General features: G+C 52.0%; 20 protein-coding genes and 1 pseudogene. 10 read left to right on the plus strand and 11 right to left on the minus strand.

The features are described 5' to 3' along the window. Positions 1–51 precede the first annotated feature (51 nt). Positions 52–921 (minus strand): MurR/RpiR family transcriptional regulator, encoded by an 870-nt coding sequence (locus OGY18_RS06010; RefSeq protein WP_126319786.1) that lies wholly within the window; start codon positions 919–921, stop codon positions 52–54. A gap of 364 nt (positions 922–1,285) precedes the next feature. Between OGY18_RS06010 and zwf the strand changes: the two genes are divergently transcribed. The 3 genes from zwf (at position 1,286) to kdgA (ending at position 5,482) form a co-directional block, all read left to right on the plus strand. Then, positions 1,286–2,761, plus strand: coding sequence for a glucose-6-phosphate dehydrogenase (gene zwf, locus OGY18_RS06015; protein WP_003833817.1), 1,476 nt, complete (start codon positions 1,286–1,288; stop codon positions 2,759–2,761). 233 nt (positions 2,762–2,994) lie between these two features. After that, positions 2,995–4,806 carry a phosphogluconate dehydratase gene (edd, locus tag OGY18_RS06020; protein ID WP_008785050.1) on the plus strand — a complete coding sequence of 604 codons (1,812 nt, stop codon included), beginning with the start codon at positions 2,995–2,997 and terminating at the stop codon, positions 4,804–4,806. A 34-nt stretch (positions 4,807–4,840) separates the two neighbouring features. After that, a complete protein-coding gene (gene kdgA / locus OGY18_RS06025) occupies positions 4,841–5,482 on the plus strand; it encodes a bifunctional 4-hydroxy-2-oxoglutarate aldolase/2-dehydro-3-deoxy-phosphogluconate aldolase (RefSeq protein ID WP_003034901.1) in 642 nt (213 codons plus the stop codon). Between the two features lie 102 nt (positions 5,483–5,584). Here kdgA and purT read toward each other — a convergent pair whose 3' ends face one another. Then, positions 5,585–6,763, minus strand: coding sequence for a formate-dependent phosphoribosylglycinamide formyltransferase (gene purT / locus OGY18_RS06030; protein WP_149384876.1), 1,179 nt, complete (start codon positions 6,761–6,763; stop codon positions 5,585–5,587). A gap of 132 nt (positions 6,764–6,895) precedes the next feature. Here purT and yebG point away from each other — a divergent pair, with 132 nt between their 5' ends. The 4 genes from yebG to ptrB all read left to right on the plus strand — a co-directional run bounded on the left by yebG (position 6,896) and on the right by ptrB (position 10,556). Then, on the plus strand, positions 6,896–7,186 hold the full coding sequence (yebG, locus tag OGY18_RS06035) for a DNA damage-inducible protein YebG (RefSeq protein WP_032943780.1): 291 nt from the start codon (positions 6,896–6,898) through the stop codon (positions 7,184–7,186). A 121-nt stretch (positions 7,187–7,307) separates the two neighbouring features. Beyond that, positions 7,308–7,661 carry a protein YebF gene (yebF, locus tag OGY18_RS06040; RefSeq protein WP_191235219.1) on the plus strand — a complete coding sequence of 118 codons (354 nt, stop codon included), beginning with the start codon at positions 7,308–7,310 and terminating at the stop codon, positions 7,659–7,661. A 94-nt stretch (positions 7,662–7,755) separates the two neighbouring features. Further along, a complete protein-coding gene (locus OGY18_RS06045; RefSeq protein WP_063940875.1) occupies positions 7,756–8,415 on the plus strand; it encodes a tellurite resistance TerB family protein in 660 nt (219 codons plus the stop codon). An 86-nt stretch (positions 8,416–8,501) separates the two neighbouring features. After that, positions 8,502–10,556, plus strand: coding sequence for an oligopeptidase B (gene ptrB / locus OGY18_RS06050; RefSeq protein ID WP_286552269.1), 2,055 nt, complete (start codon positions 8,502–8,504; stop codon positions 10,554–10,556). On the opposite strand, the gene exoX is transcribed toward ptrB, so the two are convergent. The 3 genes from exoX to OGY18_RS06065 form a co-directional block, all read right to left on the minus strand. Continuing rightward, positions 10,547–11,209 (minus strand): exodeoxyribonuclease X, encoded by a 663-nt coding sequence (exoX, locus tag OGY18_RS06055; RefSeq protein WP_003833802.1) that lies wholly within the window; start codon positions 11,207–11,209, stop codon positions 10,547–10,549. The genes ptrB and exoX overlap by 10 nt on opposite strands. 23 nt (positions 11,210–11,232) lie before the next feature. Beyond that, a complete protein-coding gene (locus tag OGY18_RS06060) occupies positions 11,233–11,889 on the minus strand; it encodes a carbon-nitrogen hydrolase family protein (protein ID WP_003833801.1) in 657 nt (218 codons plus the stop codon). 106 nt (positions 11,890–11,995) lie between these two features. Continuing rightward, positions 11,996–12,226 (minus strand): DNA polymerase III subunit theta, encoded by a 231-nt coding sequence (locus tag OGY18_RS06065; RefSeq protein ID WP_003833800.1) that lies wholly within the window; start codon positions 12,224–12,226, stop codon positions 11,996–11,998. Positions 12,227–12,369: 143 nt separating this feature from the next. On the opposite strand from OGY18_RS06065, the gene yobA reads away from it, so the two are divergent. The 3 genes from yobA to OGY18_RS06080 are packed head-to-tail and all read left to right on the plus strand — an operon-like array spanning position 12,370 to position 13,979. Beyond that, entirely contained in the window at positions 12,370–12,744 is a 375-nt protein-coding gene (yobA, locus tag OGY18_RS06070) for a CopC domain-containing protein YobA (protein ID WP_003833799.1), read from the plus strand. A gap of 3 nt (positions 12,745–12,747) precedes the next feature. Then, the gene (gene copD, locus OGY18_RS06075) at positions 12,748–13,620 is read left to right on the plus strand and encodes a copper homeostasis membrane protein CopD (RefSeq protein WP_286550194.1); all 873 of its coding nucleotides are present in this window, start codon (positions 12,748–12,750) and stop codon (positions 13,618–13,620) included. A 20-nt stretch (positions 13,621–13,640) separates the two neighbouring features. Further along, positions 13,641–13,979 (plus strand): YebY family protein, encoded by a 339-nt coding sequence (locus OGY18_RS06080; RefSeq protein ID WP_003833793.1) that lies wholly within the window; start codon positions 13,641–13,643, stop codon positions 13,977–13,979. A gap of 336 nt (positions 13,980–14,315) precedes the next feature. On the opposite strand, the gene OGY18_RS06085 is transcribed toward OGY18_RS06080, so the two are convergent. From OGY18_RS06085 to OGY18_RS06110, 6 genes and pseudogenes are all read right to left on the minus strand, one after another. After that, entirely contained in the window at positions 14,316–15,401 is a 1,086-nt protein-coding gene (locus OGY18_RS06085) for a tyrosine-type recombinase/integrase (RefSeq protein WP_286552271.1), read from the minus strand. Next, the gene (locus OGY18_RS06090; protein WP_286552272.1) at positions 15,370–15,642 is read right to left on the minus strand and encodes an excisionase; all 273 of its coding nucleotides are present in this window, start codon (positions 15,640–15,642) and stop codon (positions 15,370–15,372) included. The genes OGY18_RS06085 and OGY18_RS06090 overlap by 32 nt, the downstream gene beginning before the upstream one ends. Positions 15,643–15,706: 64 nt before the next feature. Continuing rightward, the gene (locus OGY18_RS06095; protein WP_137375969.1) at positions 15,707–15,949 is read right to left on the minus strand and encodes a DUF4060 family protein; all 243 of its coding nucleotides are present in this window, start codon (positions 15,947–15,949) and stop codon (positions 15,707–15,709) included. A 140-nt stretch (positions 15,950–16,089) separates the two neighbouring features. Beyond that, positions 16,090–16,392, minus strand: a pseudogene (locus tag OGY18_RS06100) (dATP/dGTP pyrophosphohydrolase domain-containing protein); the annotation flags it as partial. 172 nt (positions 16,393–16,564) lie between these two features. Further along, positions 16,565–17,605, minus strand: coding sequence for a RecT family recombinase (locus OGY18_RS06105; protein ID WP_286552273.1), 1,041 nt, complete (start codon positions 17,603–17,605; stop codon positions 16,565–16,567). A 14-nt stretch (positions 17,606–17,619) separates the two neighbouring features. Continuing rightward, the coding region (locus OGY18_RS06110) for a PD-(D/E)XK nuclease-like domain-containing protein (protein ID WP_286552275.1) at positions 17,620–18,839 on the minus strand (1,220 nt) is incomplete at its 5' end.

Consider the following 18,839-nt stretch of genomic DNA (forward strand, 5'->3'; position numbering starts at 1 on the left):
CGGTAAAATGAACGACCCGGATGATAAAAGGGTAGAACATTGTTATTGCTTTTAGCGGTCATCACTCTTGATGAGTAATTCTTTATCAAAACGCGATTCCTTGAGCGCTTCCTTGACACGCTTCAAGTTATCTCTAAATTTTGCCCCTCGGCGCAAAGTAAATCCTGTAGCCAGCACATCTATCACGGTCAGTTGAGCAAGTCGAGAGACCATGGGCATATAAATGTCAGTATCTTCCGGTACATCGAGGGTAATAGCCAGCGTGGCTTCACGCGCCAGTGGCGTGCCGGGAGAGGTGAGGGCGATAACCATAGCGTCGTTTTCCCTTGCTAACTGCGCCAGTTCAACCAGACTTTTGGTTCTTCCGGTATGAGAAATAAGCACAATGACGTCGTCGTCGCTACAATTCATACAACTCATCCGTTGCAGGACAATGTCGTCGGAATAGATTACCGGTACGTTAAAGCGGAAAAATTTGTTCATCGCGTCGTGCGCGACCGCGGCGGAAGAACCTAAACCAAAGAAGGCGATTTTCTTCGCCTGGGTTAACAAATCTACCGCCCGGTTTACCGCTGTGTTATCCAGCGACTGACGAACGTGGTCAAGGCTTGCCATCGCCGATTCGAAGATTTTCCCCGTATAAGATTCTACGCTGTCATCCTCATCCACATTGCGATTAACATAAGGGGTACCATTTGCCAGACTTTGTGCCAGATGCAGTTTAAAATCAGGGAAGCCACGCGTATCCATGCTACGACAGAAACGGTTCACCGTCGGTTCGCTGACGTTGGCTTCTACAGCAAGCGCAGCGATGCTTGAGTGAATTGCCCGCTCGGGAGAGGCAAGAATAATGTCGGCGACTTTACGCTCTGACTTGCTCAAATGTTCCAGTTTTAACTGGATTTTTTCCAGCATATTCATGATGTAGGTAGACTCATGGGTCATGGGCAAAAACGATTTCAACGATAAGGGGAAATCGAGTGGTAACTCTGGTAGATAGTACCCCTGCTAGTGCATCAACGGGGCAAAATGGACAAAATAGTTGTTGTTTTTTTTCATTACATGATCGGAGTCGGATTTTCATACTTCTTCGTGGGTACGAAAAAGACGACTTTTTTATCCATTTTGATGGGTTATACGCCAATAAAGCGGCTGTTCGCGGTAACAGCACGGCTGGATAAGCGTTTACGGTTTCCGGATTCACGTAAAAGCAGTACAGTGCACTGTAATAAAATTACAACCAGTGTCTGGCAAAAGCACCAGGCACTTAATTGAGGAGAATGACATGGCGGTAACGCAAACAGCCCAGGCATGTGATCTGGTCATTTTCGGCGCGAAGGGCGACCTGGCGCGACGGAAATTGCTGCCTTCCCTGTATCAACTGGAAAAGGCCGGCCAGATTAACCCGGATACCCGCATCATTGGGGTTGGGCGTGCCGACTGGGACAAAGCAGCCTATACCAAGGTTGTGCGCGAAGCGCTCGAAACCTTCATGAAAGAAAAAATTGATGAAAGTTTGTGGGAAACCCTCAGCGGTCGTCTTGAGTTTTGTAACCTGGACGTCAACGACACCGCCGCGTTTAAGCGTCTGGGCAAAATGCTGGATCAAAAATCGCGTACCACCATCAACTATTTTGCAATGCCGCCTAGCACCTTTGGCGCGATCTGCAAAGGTCTGGGTGAAGCAAAGCTGAATGCTAAGCCTGCCCGCGTGGTGATGGAAAAACCGCTGGGTACATCACTGGCAACATCCCGTGAAATCAACGATCAGGTTGGCGAGTATTTCGAAGAGTGCCAGGTTTACCGCATCGACCACTATCTCGGCAAAGAGACGGTACTGAACCTGTTGGCACTGCGTTTTGCCAACTCCCTGTTTGTGAATAACTGGGATAACCGCACTATCGACCACGTAGAAATTACCGTGGCGGAAGAAGTAGGCATTGAAGGGCGCTGGGGCTACTTTGACCAGGCCGGTCAAATGCGCGACATGATCCAGAACCACCTGCTGCAGATCCTGTGCATGATCGCGATGTCTCCGCCGTCCGATCTGAGCGCCGACAGCATCCGTGATGAAAAAGTGAAAGTACTGAAATCACTGCGTCGTATCGATCGTTCGAACGTACGTGAAAAGACAGTTCGTGGTCAGTACACCGCCGGTTTTGCCCAGGGCAAAAAAGTTCCGGGATACCTGGAAGAAGAAGGCGCGAACAAGAGCAGCAACACGGAAACGTTTGTGGCGATCCGCGTGGATATCGATAACTGGCGCTGGGCGGGCGTACCGTTCTACCTGCGTACCGGTAAGCGTTTACCGACCAAATGCTCTGAAGTGGTGGTTTACTTCAAAACGCCTGAGCTGAACCTGTTCAGAGAATCCTGGCAGGACCTGCCGCAGAACAAGCTGACTATCCGTTTGCAGCCTGATGAAGGTGTCGATATCCAGGTACTAAACAAAGTGCCGGGGCTGGATCACAAGCATAACCTGCAAATTACCAAACTTGATCTGAGCTACTCCGAAACCTTCAACCAAACGCATCTGGCCGACGCTTATGAGCGCCTGCTGCTTGAAACGATGCGCGGCATTCAGGCGCTGTTTGTGCGTCGAGATGAAGTTGAAGAAGCATGGAAGTGGGTCGATTCTATTACTGAAGCCTGGGCAATGGACAACGACGCACCTAAACCGTATCAGGCCGGGACCTGGGGACCGGTTGCCTCTGTGGCCATGATTACCCGTGATGGTCGTTCCTGGAACGAATTCGAGTAAAATATCATCTAGCCCATAGGTGTTATTTTACCGGTAACATGATCTAACACAGATTGTAGAATAATTTTTGCACTTTTAAGCTCCGCGTGGATTCACCCGCGGGGCTTTTTTTATTACACTGCCTGAAACGATTTTGCCCCTGAGCTACGGATAACAAGCGATTCAGCTGCTTTTAACCCAACTGAAACACATTGTTGATCCAACGCTCTGACAGATAAATTTTAGGAGCCTCTATGAATCCGAATTTGTTACGCGTAACAAAACGTATTGTCGAACGTTCTCGCGACACGCGTTCCGCCTACCTTGCCCGTATTGAACAAGCGAAATCGACTACCGTTCATCGTTCACAACTGGCGTGCGGTAACCTGGCGCATGGTTTTGCTGCCTGCCAGCCAGATGACAAGGCCTCGCTGAAAAGCATGCTGCGTAACAATATCGCGATCATTACCTCCTATAACGACATGCTTTCCGCGCATCAGCCGTACGAACATTATCCGGACATCATTCGTAAAGCGCTGCATGAAGCCAATGCGGTAGGCCAGGTCGCTGGCGGTGTTCCTGCGATGTGCGACGGTGTGACCCAGGGACAGGATGGGATGGAGCTTTCGTTACTGAGTCGCGAAGTGATTGCGATGTCGGCTGCTGTCGGCCTCTCACACAATATGTTCGACGGCGCGTTATTCCTTGGCGTGTGCGACAAAATTGTCCCGGGTCTGGTGATGGCGGCACTGTCATTTGGTCATCTGCCTTCGATCTTTATTCCCTCCGGCCCGATGGCGAGTGGTCTGGCGAACAAAGAAAAAGTGCGTATCCGTCAGCTGTATGCTGAAGGCAAAGTCGATCGCATGGCGCTGCTTGAATCCGAAGCGGCGTCTTATCACGCACCGGGGACCTGTACGTTCTATGGTACGGCAAACACCAACCAGATGGTGGTAGAGTTTATGGGGATGCAACTGCCTGGCTCCTCATTCGTACACCCGGATGCCCCGCTGCGCGAGGCGTTGACCGCCGCGGCTGCTCGTCAGGTAACGCGTCTGACCGGTAACGGCAATGAATGGATGCCGATCGGTAAAATGATCGATGAAAAAGTAGTGGTGAACGGTATTGTCGCGCTGCTGGCGACCGGGGGGTCAACCAACCATACAATGCACCTGGTTGCGATGGCGCGCGCAGCCGGGATTCTGATTAACTGGGACGACTTCTCCGATCTGTCCGATATCGTGCCGTTGATGGCGCGTCTGTATCCGAATGGTCCGGCAGATATTAACCACTTCCAGGCAGCGGGTGGCGTGCCGGTGTTAATGCGCGAACTGCTGAATGCGGGTCTGCTGCATGAAGATGTGAACACCGTTGCTGGGTTTGGTTTGTCGCGTTACACCATGGAACCCTGGCTCAACGATGGTGAACTGGACTGGCGCGAAGGGGCAGCGAAGTCGCTGGACAGCAATGTGATTGCTACCATCGATCAGCCATTCTCCCACCACGGCGGTACCAAAGTGCTGAGCGGTAACCTCGGACGTGCTGTGATGAAAACATCGGCGGTTCCGGTAGAAAATCAGGTAATTGAAGCGCCCGCGGTTGTTTTTGAAAGTCAGCATGATGTATTGCCGGCCTTCGATGCGGGACTGCTCGACCGTGATTGCGTAGTCGTTGTGCGCCATCAGGGACCAAAAGCAAACGGAATGCCAGAATTACATAAACTCATGCCGCCACTTGGTGTATTATTGGACCGTTGTTTCAAAATTGCGTTAGTTACCGATGGACGACTTTCAGGTGCTTCAGGTAAAGTGCCTTCAGCAATCCATGTAACCCCAGAAGCCTACGATGGCGGGCTGCTGGCAAAAGTACGCGATGGCGACATCATTCGTGTGAATGGACAGACAGGTGAATTGACGCTGCTGGTTGATGAAGAGGAACTTGCTTCTCGTCAGCCTCACATTCCTGACCTCAGCGCATCGCGCGTGGGCACAGGCCGTGAAATGTTCAGCGCGTTGCGTGAAAAGCTGTCCGGTGCGGAACAGGGCGCAACCTGTATCACTTTTTAAGACTTATTTTGTAATCAGGCGAGAGAAAACTCTGATGAAAAACTGGAAGACAAGTGCAGAAGCAATCCTGACCACTGGCCCGGTTGTACCGGTTATCGTGGTTAATAAACTGGAACACGCAGTGCCGATGGCAAAAGCGCTGGTTGCAGGCGGCGTGCGCGTTCTGGAAGTGACCTTACGTACAGCATGTGCGATGGATGCCATTCGCGCGATCGCAAAAGAAGTTCCGGACGCTATCGTTGGTGCAGGTACTGTACTGAATCCACAACAGCTGGCTGAAGTTACCGAAGCCGGTGCACAGTTTGCTATCAGTCCGGGTCTGACCGAGCCGCTGCTGAAAGCCGCGACGGAAGGTACTATTCCGCTGATCCCTGGTATCAGCACCGTGTCTGAACTGATGCTGGGTATGGACTACGGTTTGAAAGAGTTCAAATTCTTCCCTGCTGAAGCAAATGGCGGTACCAAAGCGCTGCAGGCAATTGCGGGTCCGTTCTCTCAGGTGCGTTTCTGCCCAACCGGCGGTATCTCTCCGGCGAACTACCGTGACTACCTGGCACTGAAAAGCGTGCTGTGCATCGGTGGTTCCTGGCTGGTTCCGGCGGATGCGCTGGAAGCGGGTGATTACGATCGTATTACCAAGCTGGCTCGTGAAGCAGTAGAAGGCGCGAAGCAGTAAGCCGTTATGTATAAACCGTAGGCCCGATAAGACGCGCCAGCGCCGACATCGGGCTTTGCCGGATGCGGCAAAAATGCCTTATCCGGCCTACGGGTCTGGTTTTTATCCTGCGACTTTCACCTGTGCGGCTGCGTCTTTCGCGCGTATCACCGCATCTTCAATGCTCTGTGCTGTGGCCAGCACAACGCCCAGACGACGGCTCCCGTCGATTTCCGGCTTGCCAAAGAAACGCACTTGCATACCCGCACCTACAGCGGCTTGTACGTTATCAAATGTGATATTCTGGCTGGTAAGTTGCGGCAGAATAACGGCGGAAGCAGAAGGTCCATACTGGCGGATTTCGCCAACGGGCAGACCGAGAAATGCACGTACGTGCAGGGCAAACTCAGACAGATCCTGCGAAATTAAGGTCACCATACCCGTGTCGTGAGGGCGAGGGGAGACTTCGCTGAAAATCACCTCATCACCGCAGACAAACAGCTCCACGCCAAACAGTCCGTGACCGCCCAGCGCCAGTACCACCTTGCGGGCTATTTCCTGCGCGCGCGCCAGCGCCAGGTCACTCATCTGCTGCGGCTGCCAGGACTCGCGATAATCGCCATCTTCCTGGCGATGACCTACCGGCGCGCAGAAATGCACACCATCAACGGCGCTGACGGTTAGCAGGGTGATTTCAAAATCAAACTTTACTACGCCTTCGACGATAACGCGCCCGGCACCTGCACGGCCTCCCTGCTGAGCATAGTTCCACGCCTCGGTGAGCTGATCGGCTGAACGGATAAAGCTCTGCCCCTTGCCGGAAGAACTCATGACCGGCTTCACAATGCAGGGATAGCCGATTTCGGCAACGGCCTCGCGGAAGCGTGTTTCGGTGTCTGCAAAACGGAAAGATGATGTGGGTAAAGACAATTCTTCGGCGGCGAGACGACGGATTCCTTCCCGGTTCATGGTCAGTTGGGTCGCTCGTGCGCAAGGCACAACGTGTTGACCTTCCTGTTCCAGTTTGACCAGCATATCCGTGGCAATCGCCTCTATTTCCGGCACGATGTAATGTGGTTTTTCACGCTCGACAAGCTGGCGTAATGCCTCGCCATCCAGCATGTTAATTACGTAGGAGCGATGGGCAACGTGCATGGCTGGCGCGTCGGGGTAACGATCCACGGCAATGACTTCCACACCCAGGCGTTGGCATTCAATCGCCACTTCTTTACCCAGTTCACCTGAACCTAATAACATCACTCGCGTTGCTGCGGGACGCAGCGCTGTGCCTAATAACGTCATAAATTAATCCCCTGTTTTATCTGGGCGCAGTATATACGAAAACGTTTGCGTCTGTCTTTATTACCAGGTTGATTTCAGGGCTTAAAAAGAATATACTGTACATAAATACAGGTAATTTAAGAGGCTGCAAAAATGGCGGTTGAAGTTAAATACGTAGTCATTCGGGAAGGTGAGGAAAAAATGTCGTTTACCAGCAAAAAGGAAGCCGATGCGTATGACAAAATGCTGGATACAGCAGATCTGCTCGACACATGGCTGGAGCAATCGCCGGTAGCGCTCGAAGACGAGCAGCGTGAAGCTCTCTCCCTGTGGCTGGCTGAGCAAAAAGATGTGCTGAGCGCCATTCTGAAAAACGGCAAGCTGCCTTCGCCACAGGCTGTCGAAAACGATGCACACACTGAGGATGATACTCAGGCTGCCTGAAACGACTTGCGCTCCTGACGTTTTGTACCATGCTTTTCCCTGAATCATTGTGCAATCCCTGACGTTATTTCACGTTGCCGCAGGCAACCTGAAGGACGAAGGGGAGATTAAGGAGAAAAGAATGTATAAAAAAAGAGCGTTATTGAGCCTGCTGTTATTGTCTGCCAGCGTATCGGTTTTTGCGGCAAATATGGAAAGCAAGAATGTTCAGTTCCCCAAGTGCGAAGGACTGGATGCTGACGGTATTGCGGCAAGCGTGAAACGTGACTATCAGCAAAATCGCATCGCGCGCTGGGCTGACGATCAAAAACTCGTCGGGCAAGCCGACCCTGTCGCCTGGGTCAACACGCCCGATATTACGGGCAAAGACGGGAAATGGTCAGTTCCCCTGACGGTTCGTGGTAAAAGCGCAGATATTCACTACCTGGTGAAAGTCGACTGCAAAGCCGGAACGGCGGAGTATCAGCCGCAGTAACGCAGGTATTTGCACATCTTTTGATGACCTGAACACTTCCTGACATCCCCTCGGGTACGCTTTGATGATTATTCGTCTGTACTTGAGGGGCAAAATGGCTAATTGGCTGAATCAACTACAATCTCTTCTTGGGCAAAAAGGATCCTCCGCGTCATCTTCTGGCGAGCAAGGGCTGAGTAAACTTCTGGTTCCAGGCGCGTTAGGCGGTCTGGCAGGATTACTGGTTGCCAACAAATCTTCACGAAAATTGCTGAGCAAATACGGCACCAGCGCGCTTCTGGTGGGCGGCGGTGCGGTTGCCGGTACCGTGTTATGGAACAAATACAAGGATAAGGTTCGCGCTGCGCATCAGGATGAGCCGCAGTTTGGCGCACAAAGTTCACCGCTGGATGAGCGCACTGAGCGTCTGATCCTGGCGCTGGTTTTTGCGGCGAAAAGCGATGGGCATATTGATGCCAAAGAACGAGCGGCCATTGAACAGCAGCTCCGTGAAGCGGGCGTGGAAGAGCAGGGCCGCGTTCTGATTGAACGTGCTATTGAACAACCGTTAGATCCTCAGCGTCTGGCGCAAGGGATCCGCAACGAAGAAGAAGCGCTGGAAATTTACTTCCTGAGCTGTGCGGCGATTGATATCGACCACTTTATGGAGCGTAGCTATCTCAATGCGCTGGGCGATGCGTTGAAGATCCCGCTGGATGTTCGTGAAGGCATTGAACAGGATCTCAAAGAACAAAAACAGGCTTTACCGGGTTAATTACTTACCGCTAAGGCGCATGTTTCGCTTGCATCATTGCTGTCTTTTGCCACCCTTATAGGATGTTTAAGCAAAAGAACAATGACATGCTACCAAAAGCTTCTCGTATTCCTCACGCCATGACGCAGCATGGCGATACTCGTGTTGATAATTATTACTGGCTGCGAGATGACACCCGCTCGCAGCCAGAAGTGCTGGATTATCTGCAACAAGAAAACGCGTATGGCCGCCAGGTTATGGCCTCGCAGCAGGCTTTGCAGGATCGTGTCCTGAAAGAGATTATCGACCGTATCCCGCCTCAGGATGCATCAGCCCCCTATGTGAAGAATGGTTATCGCTACCGGCATATTTATGAACCGGGGTGCGAATATGCTATTTATCAGCGTCAGTCTGCCCTCAGTGAAGAGTGGGATGATTGGGATACTCTATTGGATGGGAACCAGCGCGCGGCACACAGCGAGTTTTATACGCTGGGTGGACTGGCGATATCTCCGGATAACACCATCATGGCGCTGGCGGAAGATTATCTCTCTCGCCGGCAATATGGCGTGCGTTTTCGCAACTTGCAAAGCGGCAACTGGTATCCGGAAGTGCTGGAAAACGTCGAAGCGGATCTGGTCTGGGCGAATGATTCTCAGACTTTCTATTACGTGCGCAAGCACGAAACAACGTTATTGCCGTATCAGGTGTGGCGACATACAGTCGGCTCGCCATCGTCATTGGATGAGCTGGTGTATGAAGAAGCCGATGATATTTTTTATGTCAGCCTGCATAAAACCACCTCGCTACACTATGTGGTTATTCATATCGCCAGTGCGACCACCAGTGAAGTTTTGTTGCTTGATGCAGAACTGGTGGATGCCGAACCGTTGGTCTTTTTAGCGCGACGCAAAGACCATGAATACAGTCTCGATCACTATCAACACAATTTTTATCTGCGCTCCAACCGTCAGGGGAAAAATTTCGGCCTGTATCGTACCCGCGTTCGTGATGAGCAAGCCTGGGAGACGCTGATCCCAGCGCGCGACAACGTGATGCTGGAGGGCTTTACGCTATTCACTGACTGGCTGGTGGTAGAAGAGCGTCAGCGGGGCTTAACCAGCCTACGACAGATTAATCGTAAAACGCGCGAAGTGGTCGGGATCGCCTTTGACGATCCGGCTTATGTGACCTGGCTTGCCTATAATCCGGAGCCTGAGACATCGCGCCTGCGCTATGGCTATTCCTCCATGACCACCCCGGACACATTGTTTGAACTGGATATGGACACCGGGGAACGTCGTGTGCTTAAGCAGACGGAGGTCCCCGGATTTGATGCGGCGAATTACCGTAGCGAACACCTATGGATAACTGCGCGTGATGGCACTGAGGTTCCGGTTTCGCTGGTTTATCATCAAAAGTATTTCCTGAAAGGAAAAAATCCGTTACTCGTTTATGGCTATGGCTCATATGGCGCCAGCATGGATGCCGATTTCAGCAGCAGCCGTTTGAGCTTACTGGATCGCGGCTTTGTTTATGCTATTGCCCATGTGCGTGGTGGTGGTGAATTAGGACAACAGTGGTACGAGGACGGTAAGTTTCTGCACAAGAAAAATACTTTTAATGATTACCTCGACGTCTGTGATGCGCTGCTAAAAATGGGCTATGGCGCGCCTGAGTTATGTTATGGCATGGGCGGAAGCGCCGGAGGCATGTTAATGGGCGTCGCCATTAATGAACGCCCGGAACGCTTCCATGGTGTTATTGCTCAGGTGCCGTTTGTCGATGTGGTAACCACAATGCTCGATGAATCAATTCCCTTGACGACCGGTGAGTTTGAAGAGTGGGGTAATCCGCAGGACGAAGAGTATTACACCTATATGAAGAGCTACAGCCCGTATGACAATGTAACCGCGCAGGCGTATCCGCATCTGCTGGTCACGACGGGATTGCACGATTCCCAGGTACAATACTGGGAACCAGCAAAATGGGTGGCAAAACTGCGTGAGCTGAAAACGGACGATCGTTTGCTGCTACTTTGCACGGATATGGATTCCGGACACGGTGGTAAATCCGGGCGTTTTAAATCTTACGAAGGCGTGGCCCTTGAGTACGCTTTTTTGATTGGACTGGCGCAGGGAACACTGCCTGCTCAGGCGTGATCCAAATAGTGTTTTAGCGTTAATCGCAGTTCCGGGCTCATATTGTCAAGGTTATTAAATAACCAGCGCAGATAGCCCGGATCGCGTTCAGCCACTTCTGATACCGGTTTTCCGCGGTACTTACCAAAAGTGAAAGTAGTGAGTAAGGCGGGACGGCCGGTAATATCGACCATTTGATCAGCTGTCCAGCCTGACGTCTGCATGATGTCGATCAGCAGTGCCGCAGTGATGTAGCAATCGTACAGGGCGCGGTGATGGTGGAGACCCGCTGGCGTCTGGACGCTCAGCTTGCGCGATTTATACAACGCCATGTTGCTGTATTTGATCCCCGGCCACAACCGACGGGAGAGCTTCATGGTGCAAATCCATTCCCCGGGCATATCGGGCAATACGCGGCGGTCAAAGCTGGCATTGTGCGCCACGTACCACTCGCTGCCGTAATACTGCGGGATGACGTCTTCAATCCACGGCTTATCGGCCACCATTGCTTCAGTAATGCGATGGATAGCCATCGCCTGTGGGCTGATGGGGCGGTCAGGGCGTACCAGGTGGCTCATGGGATTGACTATTTTTCCGTCAACCACATCGACAGAAGCAATTTCAACAATGCCTCCCTGTAGACCACAGGTTTCTGTATCTATTATGCGCAACATGCCATGCTCCTGACCCAAAACGACTAGCGTAATGGAATGATATCACCTTGCCAACCCCGTGGCGTGCGTTGGCCGGTTAACAGCAACGAACCGCTGTCTGCGCGAACAATCAATCGACCTCGTTCATCCCATAACGCACTGCTACCCCGCGCATTGGCCATTAATACCGCGATGGCGAATTTATGTGAGAAACTTTGTAGGCGAGATGTAGAGGAGAGCAGTTCCGGTTCACTGACTGACTGGCAGCTGGTGAACAGCGAAAAAGCCGGGTCGATATCAATGCCTTCCGGTTGGCTATCTACAACGCTGATGGCATTTCGCTGTCTGGCAATACAGGCCCCGTGGCTCTGATGGAAGGTTAATGGCGAAGTCATCCAGGGAGAGAAAAGCGCAATGCCTTTCACGAACCGGTTGTTATGTTCTACCGGTAGTCCCGCAATTATCGTCATGCGATAAGTCGCTGCGGCATGTGCGAGAGGTTCTAACAGCGCTTCATCGGGTGGGGCAGGAAGCGCGTCATTCTCATCAACACAACCCAGCAATGAGAGGGAAGGGAAGACCAGCAATTCACATTGGCATTGAGCTGCCGCATGAATGAATTGCAGGTGATGCGCGACATGTTCGGTAACTGAGGTGTGAAGAGGTTCGTATTGTGCTGCTGCGATTTTCCAGTATGACATAATGATTTCCTTTTCATAGTGTCTACAACCATCCTTAATGTGTGGATTAAGAATATGCTTATACTGTAGCAGGCGTCATGTAAGGAATCGTAACGTAATATAAGTTTTATTTAACTTTAGGCTCGTATGGTAAACGTGAAAGCGTAACGGATGCCAGACGGTGCGCGATGAGTCTTTCGCGGAACCAGTCGCGTAAATGCTCTGGCTGTTCGCGTTCAACAACTTCTGCAACAACGGGCATATTGTATCGCTCCTTAAATGCCACTCCAGCCGCAGCCAGATCGACATTGACCTTATCCATTTCCGCTTGCTCAAGTTTGGCCAGATTGATGTTCATGGGCTTTTCCTTTTCTCTGTCTTTCGGCGCGCAAAGTTACTAAGAGTGTGCGTTAATGGCAAGACAGAAATGATGATTCTCGACTCGACCATTTTAGAAGGTTATTCTCTACAGGTTAGACATAACAAAAAGGAATAGTTGAAATGGCTTCATCTGCATCTATGCTTCGCAACGCGCTCATCGTACTCGCCAGCGTTCTGGCAACACCTGCGGCATTGGCGCATGCCCACCTCACAAAACAAAGTCCGGCGGCTAACGCTGAAGTTGCGGCATCTCCTCAGGCGTTGACGCTGAATTTTTCTGAAGGCGTAGAGCCGGGATTCAGCGGTGCAACGCTGACCGGTCCTAACAAAGAACAGATCAAAACGGGCAAGGCATCGCGCAGTGAGCAGGACAAAACGCAGCTGATTGTTCCGCTTGATCAAACACTTGAAGCAGGAAAATATACGGTCGACTGGCACGTTGTCTCCGTGGATGGTCACAAGACGAAGGGGCAATATACCTTTAGCGTGAAATAACCAATGCTGGCATTTACCTGGGTTGCACTACGGTTTATCCATTTTACCGCTTTGATGCTGGTGTTTGGCTGTGCGCTTTACGGCGCATGGCTGGCTCCCGTTTCGGTTCGTCGTTTAATGATGCGTCGTTTTTTACGTCTGCAACGGCATGCTGCGACGTGGAGCTTTATCAGCGCGACGCTGATGCTGGCGATTCAGGGTGGGTTAATGGGCTCAGGCTGGCGGGATGTTGTCTCTACTGACGTTTGGCTCGCCGTGTTGCAAACGCAATTTGGTGGCGTCTGGTTATGGCAGATTATCCTCGCGTTGGTCACGATGGTGGTGACCATCATGGTGCCGCGCAGTATGCCGCGACTACTGTTAATGCTGACTATTGCGCAGTTTATTTTGCTGGCTGGCGTCGGACATGCGACGCTGCACAGCGGTATCCCTGGCGCAATCCAGCAGGTTAACCACGCTTTACATTTGGTATGCGCTGCCGCCTGGTTCGGTGGTTTGCTGCCCGTACTTTACTGTATGCGAATGGCGCAAGGTCGCTGGCGGGAACAGGCCATCAGTACCATGATGCGCTTCTCACGCTATGGACATCTTTTCGTTATCGGTGTTTTACTAACCGGTATTATGAATGCGCTGTTTATTGTCGGTTTTTCTGTTCCCTGGCACATGGCTTACGGGCGACTGCTTTTGTTAAAAGGTGCCCTGGTCATGCTAATGGTGGCGATTGCGCTGGTGAATCGGTATGTTCTGGTACCACGCATGCGGCAGGATAACCGCGGCATGACTCTCTATTTTATTTGGATGACCAAGCTGGAATGGGGTATAGGAGCCGTTGTTCTGGCGATTGTCAGCCTGTTTGCAACCCTCGAACCTTTCTGATTGATGGACTGGCGAAACGCATGAAAAAAATCATTATCTCTTTATTACTCCTGGCAAGCTCCGGAGCCGCGCTGGCTGCGCCGCAGGTCATTACCGTCAGCCGTTTTGAGGTTGGCAAAGATAAGTGGGCGTTTAATCGGGAAGAGGTGATGCTGACCTGCCGTCCAGGTAACGCGCTGTATGTCATCAATCCTAGTACGCTGGTGCAATACCCGTTGAATGATGTCGCCAGACAGCAGGTGGAGAGCGGAAAAACCACGGCAAAGCCGATAGAGATTATCCAGATTGATGATCCGGCGAAACCGGGCGAAAAAATGAGCCTGGCACCGTTTGTAGAGCGTGCAGAAAAGCTCTGTTAATTGTCAGATGTAGCGCTCTGATTTCCAATAAAAAACCGCAAGGATCTCGCAGGAGAACTTGCGGTTTTTGCGTTTGGATGCGTAACAAACGTCCTTTTTTTCCGACCACTTTAGCCGCGGACTGGAAAACCTGGCGCTGTCATCTATTCTTAAATGGCAGGGTAACTTAGCCTGCATTAATGCCAACTTTTAGCGCACGGCTCTCTCCCAAGAGCCATTTCCCTGGACCGAATACAGGAATCGTATTCGGTCTCTTTTTATCTGTCTGTTTTCATTGGTTTTTTTCGGTGCGCTCACGAAATTCCACGAAAATTACTCGAAATTTCCATATCCTGTCTAAACCATAACATATTCTGCACCGCGTGCGTCCAGGTATTTTTTGGTCATTGTTAAATTTTTATGCCCCAGCAGTCTCTGTGCGAAATCCTCTCCGCGCTCCCTTTCATAGAGTCTGCTCGCCAAGCTCCTGATCTCATGGAACGGGGGAGGGTTGGGGCCAAACTTTAACTCTGTAGAATCCCTGATATCAGAAAATGCTTGAGTGATTCCGTCCGGGGTTAACGGACCTGGCTTCCTGCCGCCACGCCTTACCGCAGAATAAAGCATGAAGTCTGACGGGTTGTTTTTCCGGCAACGGTCGATAACATCCTGCAATACCAAATCAGCAGAGTCCAGTCGCAAATCAAGCGGCAATGCCAATTTGTGACCTGTCTTTTCCTGCGTGACAAACAACCTTCCATCCCTGATATCGCTGAATCTGAACAACGATACGTCCTCTCTTCTCTGCCCGGTAACCAGCGCCAGGTCACATGCATTTGCAGCCCATCCAGAATGAGCGGTAGCGGCATCCCTTATTATCTCAAACTGCTCGAGCAAAAGACGCTCACGCTTCACTTTTGGCGTCGGCGTTCTTGTCGGCTCTGCCGGGTTCCTTTCAATATGCCCCTCGACGATCGCCTCCCTGAAAATATCCAACAATACTGAACGCAGGCCGGAGGCCATACTCTTCTTATCGCAGAGTATGTAACTCTCCAGGAAAGTAGATACGTCCTTTGTGCTGACTGCCGATAGCGGCATACGTCCGAATTCATCACTGATAGTGGCGATCTGATTGCGCCTGACCTTCATCGTGTTGGGCTTCAATTCTCTTCGCTCAAGAATTACTTCGTAGCGCTCGAGCCACGCTTTCACCGTAAACGTTGGTGTTTCCTTTATGCGGTCAAGCAGCGCTGACGGAAGGTAATTTTGGTCGATGTAGTTGTTGGCCTCAATGGCCTGAGAAATGGCGTCCTTTCTGTCGATCCGGCCAAGAGATAACTCTTGACCGGTAGTCGGGTTTCGCCAGCTATAAAGCCTGTCTCTTTTACGATAGGTCAGGTTACGTGGCAGGTTAGCGTCGTAACGTACTGGCCTTTTCGCCATGAGTCAGTCTCTCCAGTAGAGTGCCGCCAGTTGGCAGCGCTAAGCGTTTTGCTTTGTGACGAAGGTTCTTTTTGCTCGGATCCACATAGATGGCGTCAGGCTGAACCTTATATTCTTTGCCGTGAAGTTCCGGAGCAGGGTAAATGCGCCCCTCCCGCGCCCAGCGGCGAAGTGTTGAAAGAGACGGAGGGGTTGAATAAGTTGAATTCGCCCATTCCAGCAGATTAAGAAGCTTGGCCATACTACCTCCGGCTTCCGGCAACTTATTATAGAGCTGCCGGAAAACTGTTAATGAAATATCGCTATCAACTCACCTGACCCGGCAGCGCGCGCAAACGACGCATACCTGTCATCGCTGTGGCCACGTAGCTAGCCTTGCGGTTCACTACCTCCACCCAGACCTTCACACCTTCAACTCTCACCGTGTATGTCTCTTTCATCTTGCTGCGCCCGTAGTCGCCGTAGCGTTCGTGATGAGTGGCCAGTGCTATGTCGCATGCCTGACGCGCTAACGGGGATTGCTGATTGCCTCGGTTAATCAGTTTCATGCTGCACCGCCTTTACGACGTATGGCCATCCTGGCTCTGTTTTTAGCCAATCTTGCTTTGCGTTGTGTAGGCGTTTCACGTTCGCGAGCGCGCGCGTTTGACTCACGATTACGGCGCCGCCGGGCGTTGAGAGATTCCCCTTCGTTTCGGACATGCAGTCGTGGCTCCCCGTCCTGTGGTCCGGGCCATTGGCGCTGTTTGTTTATCGCCAGTTTCTCTATGCAGGCCACAACGATTTCTTCGTCAGTAATTCCCGCGCGGCGCTGCGCATCCCAAAGCAGGAATTGCATGTCAGCCCATTCGCTGAGGTCGCCGGGTTCTGCCGCCGCCTCCAGCGCCTCCTTAGACAGATGCTTCAGTGGGCCGATTGGGCCAACATTACCGAAAGTAGTTTGCGACCACTCGGCGTGATCCCGGCGAACCTGCTCGCGTTCCAGTACTGGCACATTTGTCAGCGCTACCAGTGCAATTTCAAATATCGCCTTTTCTTTGTCGGCTATCTCGACGCCCGGAAACCGCTCGGCGTGCTCGATACATCCCTTTACGTAATCAACCAACTGCTCTTTTGTGAATTTACTCATCTCTTTACCGGGAGGGCGAACCCTCCCGCCTCCCTTAGCCCACGTATTCCGGTTTCATATCCGCCAGGGTGATGCTGAACTGATCGTGCAGCTCATCGCCCAGATGACGTTTCGCAGTTGCAAGAACTCGCTCAACTTCCCCAAACCGTGCTGCTGCATCCGGTTCGTCCGGGGACGGTAGGGAGTTGATTGCGGCTTCAACCTTGTTACGTGAATCAACCAGGTAATAGCGCTTCACTGCCTTGTTCTTCAGTTCGGTGAACAGGGCAGACCCGAGCGTGGCCTTCGCGCTTTCGATATCAGCGCGCAGTGCTTTTGCACTATCAACATCCTGAGCGGCATCGATTCGTTCGCGGAAATCATCGGCAAGAGAGTCGATATTTACCGACGATTCCTGTGCGCTTTGCGTGGTTGTGACGGTGTCACCTGAGATATCAGCCAGGTTAACGTGTTTCGGTGCTGGGTTAATCTCTTTCTCAGTGCGTGGCTCAACTTCATCTGGACTGTAGACGCCGAGGATGACTTCTGGGCAGTACAGGCGAGCCCAGTACTTCACTGCCAGATAAGCGATCTGCTGCTTCGGCGCTGTTTTCCACAGTGGCGAGTTACGTGTGGTGATATCTGCCAGGTAGATTGGCTCGCCCCAGGTGATTTCGTCTTCTCCGCGCAGTACGGCGCCAACCCGGATAAACAGGCCTAATTCATCACGGCCGTCTTTTTTCCCGGCGATCTTCTCCCAGTCACCGCCGTATTCGTAATGGAAGCGACCAACGATGGCGCTTGAGCTGGAGATTACTGCGTTAACCAGTTGCGCTTCGTAACCCAGAACGCCGTTGACCAGGTGCGTTTTCTGGGCAACTGCATATGGGTTCATTCCCCACTGCATAGCCTGCATGACGATAGCCATACAGTCGGCGGGTTTCCCCGCCAGGTGTTTGGGGACGGTGACGGCAGACTGCGCCATCAATTCAGCGAAAGAGGTGAGCTGCCCGAGTGCCTGTACGTTGAACACAGCGTTGCTGGCGGAAATGGTGTTTGGTGCCTGCTCGGTCGTAATGATGTTGGTATTTTGCATGGTCAAATCCTCCATTAAGCCAGACGCAGCGCTTCAAGGCGGCGCAGGTCGAAGTCGTTCAGTTCGTCGGTGTAGTCTTCGGTTATCGGTGCAGACCAGCAATCGGTGTCATACGCATCTGCGAGTGCACGCATGGTGCGCTGATACTCCAGCAGCCCGAGATCGAGCAAATCTTCCGATGCCTCAATTACCGCCACCCAGTGGTAGCCCTCGTCTTTGTTGACGAAGATCCAGAAGAACTGATCAAAGTCGGCAACGGAGCAATACATGCCAGCGCTGAGGTGGTAGTCGCGGTCGATGATTTCCCGGTGCAGTTTGGCGCGCAAACCGTCTTGCTTAACGCGTCCCATGCTGATCGTCTTCAGGTCAACACCGATACGAACGCCGTTGATTTCAACCTCAAGGTCAGGGCGCACACGGACTTCCAGACCGGTTTCGTCGTCCATCCCGAAATAACTGGTTTCCACTGAACGGGAAGGATGGCGCAGCAGTTTCCCGGCTGATTCATGATTCAGTAGGGCTTGCTGAATTGCCGTGGCCAGCGTCAGTTGCTCTCTGGACAGGATGGTTTTCCCATCAGCGCTATCGCGCCATTGCTGCTCAAATTCATCAGCGAAAATGGCCTCCGGGCTGACCGCGCGTATCGCCGCCTGAAGTTCTTCTTTCTTACCGGTGAGCTTCAGTTGCTCGGCCTTTGGCTTATCCGCGTTAAATTCTCGAATGAACGCCTTCATGGAGTCGGTGGTGGTAAACGCCTCAGCCGGAATACCTGGGAATACCGCAAACTCTTCGTGGAGCTTTTCGGGCTCCAGGGCCAGGGTGTGCGCCAGGCTACCGAACGTCAGCGCCTCGCTGCTTTCGCGACGGATAGTCTTGGTCACGTGACGGCCGTGATAGAACATCAGGCTGACGCGTGCGTCTTTTACCTGGGTAGAGCTGATACCATTGGCTGCGTGATAAACCTCGTTCGGCAGACCTTCATAACGGCCAGGTTCGAAGTAAGCCGGGTACACAACAGCCGGTTCGTCTGATTGCGTTTCTGGCTCGGTTTGTGCCGAAACCGGTTCGGTTTGGTTTACAGAATCGCTATTTTGGGCGACAGAATCCGTATTCTGGTTCACATCGGCTTGCTGGCCGGTATGTGACTCTTCACCAGTTTCCAGACTGCTTTCGCCTGACTGCACTTCATTACCAGCCTGTTCTTCATCACTGACAGCTTCTTCCATCTGCACAT

This window comes from Citrobacter sp. Cpo142, from assembly GCF_030332425.1.
In the GTDB taxonomy this organism is placed as follows: domain Bacteria; phylum Pseudomonadota; class Gammaproteobacteria; order Enterobacterales; family Enterobacteriaceae; genus Citrobacter; species Citrobacter portucalensis.